Annotated in this window: 5 protein-coding genes and 1 pseudogene; all 6 read right to left on the minus strand. The window is 58.6% G+C overall.

Annotated features, from left to right (window positions below; translation table 11 throughout):
- Positions 1-190: pseudogene (locus GPS82_RS13325) on the minus strand (lipid-A-disaccharide synthase); the annotation flags it as partial.
- 18 nt (positions 191-208) lie between these two features.
- On the minus strand, positions 209-1,003 hold the full coding sequence (lpxA, locus tag GPS82_RS13330; RefSeq protein ID WP_296495522.1) for an acyl-ACP--UDP-N-acetylglucosamine O-acyltransferase: 795 nt from the start codon (positions 1,001-1,003) through the stop codon (positions 209-211).
- 13 nt (positions 1,004-1,016) lie between these two features.
- On the minus strand, positions 1,017-1,454 hold the full coding sequence (fabZ, locus tag GPS82_RS13335; RefSeq protein WP_296495524.1) for a 3-hydroxyacyl-ACP dehydratase FabZ: 438 nt from the start codon (positions 1,452-1,454) through the stop codon (positions 1,017-1,019).
- Between the two features lie 11 nt (positions 1,455-1,465).
- Positions 1,466-2,455: a UDP-3-O-(3-hydroxymyristoyl)glucosamine N-acyltransferase gene (gene lpxD, locus GPS82_RS13340; protein ID WP_296495526.1), complete on the minus strand. Its 990-nt coding sequence runs from the start codon at positions 2,453-2,455 to the stop codon at positions 1,466-1,468.
- Between the two features lie 24 nt (positions 2,456-2,479).
- On the minus strand, positions 2,480-2,938 hold the full coding sequence (locus GPS82_RS13345; RefSeq protein ID WP_296495528.1) for an OmpH family outer membrane protein: 459 nt from the start codon (positions 2,936-2,938) through the stop codon (positions 2,480-2,482).
- Between the two features lie 53 nt (positions 2,939-2,991).
- A partial coding sequence (bamA, locus tag GPS82_RS13350) for an outer membrane protein assembly factor BamA (protein ID WP_296495529.1) occupies positions 2,992-4,368 on the minus strand: 1,377 nt, incomplete at its 5' end.

Genomic DNA, 4,368 nt, shown 5'->3' on the forward strand with positions numbered 1-4,368 from the left:
GCACTTCCCAGCCAAAGCCGTGGACTGACAGCTTGTCGTGCGGCCACCAGGCCTCAAAACCACGCCGCGCCATCTGCGGGCCACCAATGCCGGTGGCCCGCAAGCCGGGCCAGCGCTGGATCATGCCGTCAAGGAGCAAACCCGCCAGCAAGTCGCCAGAAGTTTCACCCGCCACCAGCGCTGCGCGCATCATGACTCTCGCATCGCGCTAGCGAACAATGCCGCGCTGGGGTGACGTTTGTTCCAGAAAGGAAAGCATCATCTGCACATCGGGCAGAGACTCAGGGTGCGTTTGAATCAAGTCGGCGATCCGAAGCTGCGCCGCTTGCAGGGTCAAGTCTTCGCGGTAAAGTGCCTTGTGCATGGCTTTGACGGCGCTGATGCGCTCGGGCGAAAAACCCCTGCGGCGCAAGCCCTCATAGTTCATCGAGCGCGCCGCCGCCGGCTGCCCCTGGCACATCACAAAGGGCGGCAGGTCGGCCAACAGCACCGAGCAGATGGCCGTCATGCTGTGGGCGCCGATTCTGACGAACTGGTGCACCATGGTAAATCCGGCCAGAATGGCCCAGTCACCCACGTGAACGTGACCGGCCAGGGTCGAGTTATTGGCAAAAATGGTGTTGTTGCCCACCTGGCAATCATGCGCCAAATGCACATAAGCCATCAGCCAGTTGTCGTCGCCCACCCGGGTCACACCCTGATCGCCAGGCGAACCGATGTTGAAGGTGCAAAACTCGCGGATGGTGTTGCGGTGGCCAATGACCAGCTCGCATGGCTCACCCGCATACTTTTTATCCTGCGGTATCGCTCCCAGCGAGGCAAACTGGAAAATACGGTTATCACAACCAATGGTGGTGTGGCCCTCGAGCACACAATGCGGTCCAACGGTGGTACCGGCGCCAATTGTGACGTGAGGACCGATGATGGTGTAGGGACCCACGGTGACCGAACTGTCAAGCTCGGCAGCGGAATCAACCAGGGCGGTGGGATGGATGGCGGTCACGGCGGTACCCTCCTCAGGCGATCTTGCGAAAGGCGCAGGTGAGTTCTGCCTCCACCACGACTGTGCCATCGACCAAGGCACGCGTCTGGAACTTGAAAATCCCTGACTTTGAGCGCAACAGCGTTGCCTCCAGGATCAACTGGTCACCGGGTTCAACAGGTCGCTTGAAGCGCACCCCCTCCATGCCGGCAAAATAATACACCGTGTCTTCGGTGGCGCCGGAGTCCATGGCATCAAAAGCCAGCAGGGCAGCTGCCTGGGCCAGTGCTTCAAGCATCAGCACGCCCGGCATCACCGGACGATACGGAAAATGGCCCTGGAAAAACGGCTCGTTGATGGTGACATTTTTCAGCGCCTTGATGGACTTGCCCTTGTCAATTTCGAGCACCCGATCGACCAGCAAAAACGGGTAGCGATGCGGCAATTTGGTGAGAATCTTGTGAATATCCATGGGGTGTGTCCTTAGTTTGAATCTTGTCTGGATTTGAGTTGCGCCTCGAGCGCACGGATGCGATCGCGCAGGCTGGACAATTGCTTGAGCGACGCCGCATTCCTTTCCCAACTCGCGTTGTCGTCGATCGGAAAGATGCCGGTATAGAGACCCGGCTTGCTGATGGAGCGCATCACCATGGAGCCCGCAGAGATATGGACGCCGTCGGCCAGCGTCAGGTGGCCCAGCACATTGCCACTGCCGCCCACGGTGCAATGGGCGCCAATGGTGGCACTGCCCGCCACACCGGCACAGCCGGCCATGGCCGTGTGTTTGCCAATGTGCACGTTGTGGGCAATCTGGATCAGGTTGTCTAGCTTGACACCGTCCTCGATCACCGTGTCTTGCAAAGCACCGCGGTCGATGCAGGTGTTGGCGCCGATTTCCACATCATTGCCGATCCGCACGGCACCGAGTTGTTCAATTTTTTCCCAGGCGCCGGCGTTGGGGGCAAAACCAAAACCGTCCGCGCCAATCACCACCCCAGAATGGATGATGCAACGCTCACCCACCACACAGCCCTCGCCCAGCGTGACGCGTGACTTGAGCACGGTCTGCGCGCCAATCACGGCGCCGGCCTCGACCACGCACAGCGCACCGATGCGCGCAGTAGGGTGAACCTGCGCTTGGGGATCCACCACGGCACTGGGATGAATCAGGGGTCCGGGTGCTTCCGGCAGCGTTTTCTTCCAGAGCTGCGTCAGACGGGCAAAGTACAAATAGGGTTGATCGGTGACGATGCAGGCGCCACGCGTGCTGGCCAGGGCCTGAAACTGCGGGCCGACAATCACGCACGAGGCATGGGACACAGCCAGCTGGCTCTGGTACTTGGCGTGGCTGACGAAGCTGAGTTGCCCGGCCTGAGCGCTTTCCAGGGGCGCCAAGCCATCAATCGACAGATTCGCATCGCCATGCAGTTCGCCGCCCAGCGCTTCAACAATAAAACCTAAACGCAGGGTCACAGGCCTCTAGCCTTCGAACTCGGTTTACTTGGCCGGCGCGGAATTGAGCGCTTTGATGACTTTGTCAGTGATGTCGTGCTTGGGATTGACATACACCGCATCCTGGAAAATAAAGTCATAGTTCTCGGCCACGGCAAGGTCTTTGATGACCTTGTTGGCACGCTGGATTACCAGTTGCAGCTCTTCATTTTTGCGCGCGTTCAGGTCTTCCTGAAACTCACGGCGCTTCCTCTGAAAATCTCGATCTTGTTCAAGCAGCTGCTTCTGGCGGGACTGGCGCTGGGTTTCGGGCAAAGTGGGTGCTTCGCGCTCAAATTTGTCAGCCAGCGACTTGATGCTTGCGCCCTGGTCCACAAGGTCTTTCTCGCGCTTGGAAAACTCCTGCTCAAGCTTGGTCTGGGCGACCTTGGCGGAGCTGGCTTCCTTGAGAACCCGGTCGGTGCTGACAAAGCCCATGCGCAAATCCTGCGCTGACACAGACATGACAGACAGACTGCACAACGTGACGACACAAATTTGACGTAAAAAATAGTTCATTAGAAACTGGTCCCAATCTGAAATTGCACATTCTCGATTCTATCGTTATCAAACGAGCGTACCGGCTTTGAAAAAGCGAGGCGCAGCGGCCCCAGCGGCGAAATCCAGCTGATCCCGACGCCCACAGCCGAGCGCACCTCGTTGGCATTGGCGTTGATGATGGGCAGGCCCTGATCAGGCCCAGCCACCATGCCGATGTCCCAAAACCCGTACAGGCGCAAAGTGCGGTCGTTGCCAGCTCCGGGAAACGGCGCCAGAATTTCCATGTTGAGATTGAATTTTTTATCGCCGCCCACATTGGTGCCGGTGATGTCCACCGGCCCCAGACTGCCCTGCTCGAAGCCACGCACGGACCCGAGGCCGCCACCAAAGAAATTCTTGAAGACCGGGTAGGTTTTATCGCTGCCGGAGGCACCCGCGCCAACTTCAAAATTCATGGCTGCGGTGAACTGCTTGGTCAGGGGCACGTACTGCTGGAACTGGTAGGTGGCGCGCAGATACCTGACATCCCCGGCAAAAGACCACTCGGCATTGGCGCGTTGATAACGCCCGCTGTTGGGCGCCAGGGAACTGTCACGGCTGTCACGCGACCAACCCACCGTGAACGGCACCGCGGTGGTGGTGTAGCCGTATTCCTCGGCAAATTCCCGGTAGGACTCTGGCAGTTGCGTCCCTTCTTCAATGGTCGTTTGTTCCACGCCAAGGCCAAAAAACACAGTGTCGGTTTCAGAGAAAGGCACACCGAAACGAATAGCCGCGCCCGTGGTGATCAACTTGTAATAATCCTGGTCCTGATAAGGGCTGTTGTTGCGATGGTAGAGATCAAGCGTTCGCGACACACCATCTGCCGTGAAGTAAGGATCGGTGGTGTTCAGCACCAGGACCTGGTTGATCTTGCTGGTGTTCACCTGGATGCCCAGCGAGTTGCCGGAGCCAAAGGCATTCTCCTGCTTCAAACCAAATGACAGACCCAGGCCATCACCGCTGGAGTATCCAGCCCCCAGACTCAGGCTCCCCGTGGGTTTTTCCACCACATTGATGGTCAGATCAACTTGATCGGGTGCGCCGGGAACCTCCTGGGTTTCAATGGCCACCTCTCCAAAGTAGCCCAAGCGGTCGACCCGGTCACGCGACTTGCGGATTTTTTCGCCGTCGTACCAGGATGATTCCAGCTGGCGGAATTCGCGGCGCACCACCACATCGCGGGTTCGCGTGTTGCCTGCCACGTTGATGTTGCGCACGTAGGCGCGGCGAGAAGGGTCGGCCTGCAGCACCAGGGCCACACGATTATTGACGCGGTCAATCTCGGGCAAGGCCTGCACGCGGGCGAATGCGTAGCCAAAGTTGCCAAAATAGTCAACGAACGCTTTGGTTGT

Origin of the sequence: Rhodoferax sp. (assembly GCF_011391645.1) — a bacterium.
Taxonomy (GTDB): domain Bacteria; phylum Pseudomonadota; class Gammaproteobacteria; order Burkholderiales; family Burkholderiaceae_C; genus Rhodoferax.

Bases quoted from the DNA above. Each gene is read 5' to 3' on its own strand.
- fabZ (WP_296495524.1), bottom strand. From the start codon at position 1,454: ATGGATATTCACAAGATTCTCACCAAATTGCCGCATCGCTACCCGTTT.
- GPS82_RS13345 (WP_296495528.1), bottom strand. From the start codon at position 2,938: ATGTCTGTGTCAGCGCAGGATTTGCGCATGGGCTTTGTCAGCACCGAC.